This window comes from Colwellia marinimaniae (genome assembly GCF_002207865.1).
Taxonomy (GTDB): Bacteria; Pseudomonadota; Gammaproteobacteria; order Enterobacterales; family Alteromonadaceae; genus Colwellia; species Colwellia marinimaniae.
Map to the genome: position 1 here is coordinate 1 of NZ_BDQM01000407.1, position 250 is coordinate 250.

Below are 250 nucleotides of genomic sequence, written 5' to 3' on the forward strand. Positions count from 1 at the left end.
CGGTGAGTTTAGGGTAACGACAGACTTTAAGCGTATGCTCAATCGCTTGATGCGCAAGCAACGTAGTTATCGTCAATTAACCGATATGGGCAAGGTGATTGAAGCACTGGACGAAACGGTTAAAGACTATCAACTTTCGGTACAGGCAGAACAGTCGGAAGATGCGGATCTGTTTTTAGAGCAACTTGATGATCTTTTGTATGAAACTAAAGACGGTTTAAACAATAACCTCGATAATATGCATTACGGC

1 pseudogene is annotated in these 250 nt (G+C 42.0%); it reads left to right on the forward strand.

The window, feature by feature from the left end:
- Window positions 1-250: pseudogene (locus MTCD1_RS19850) on the forward strand (hypothetical protein); the annotation flags it as partial.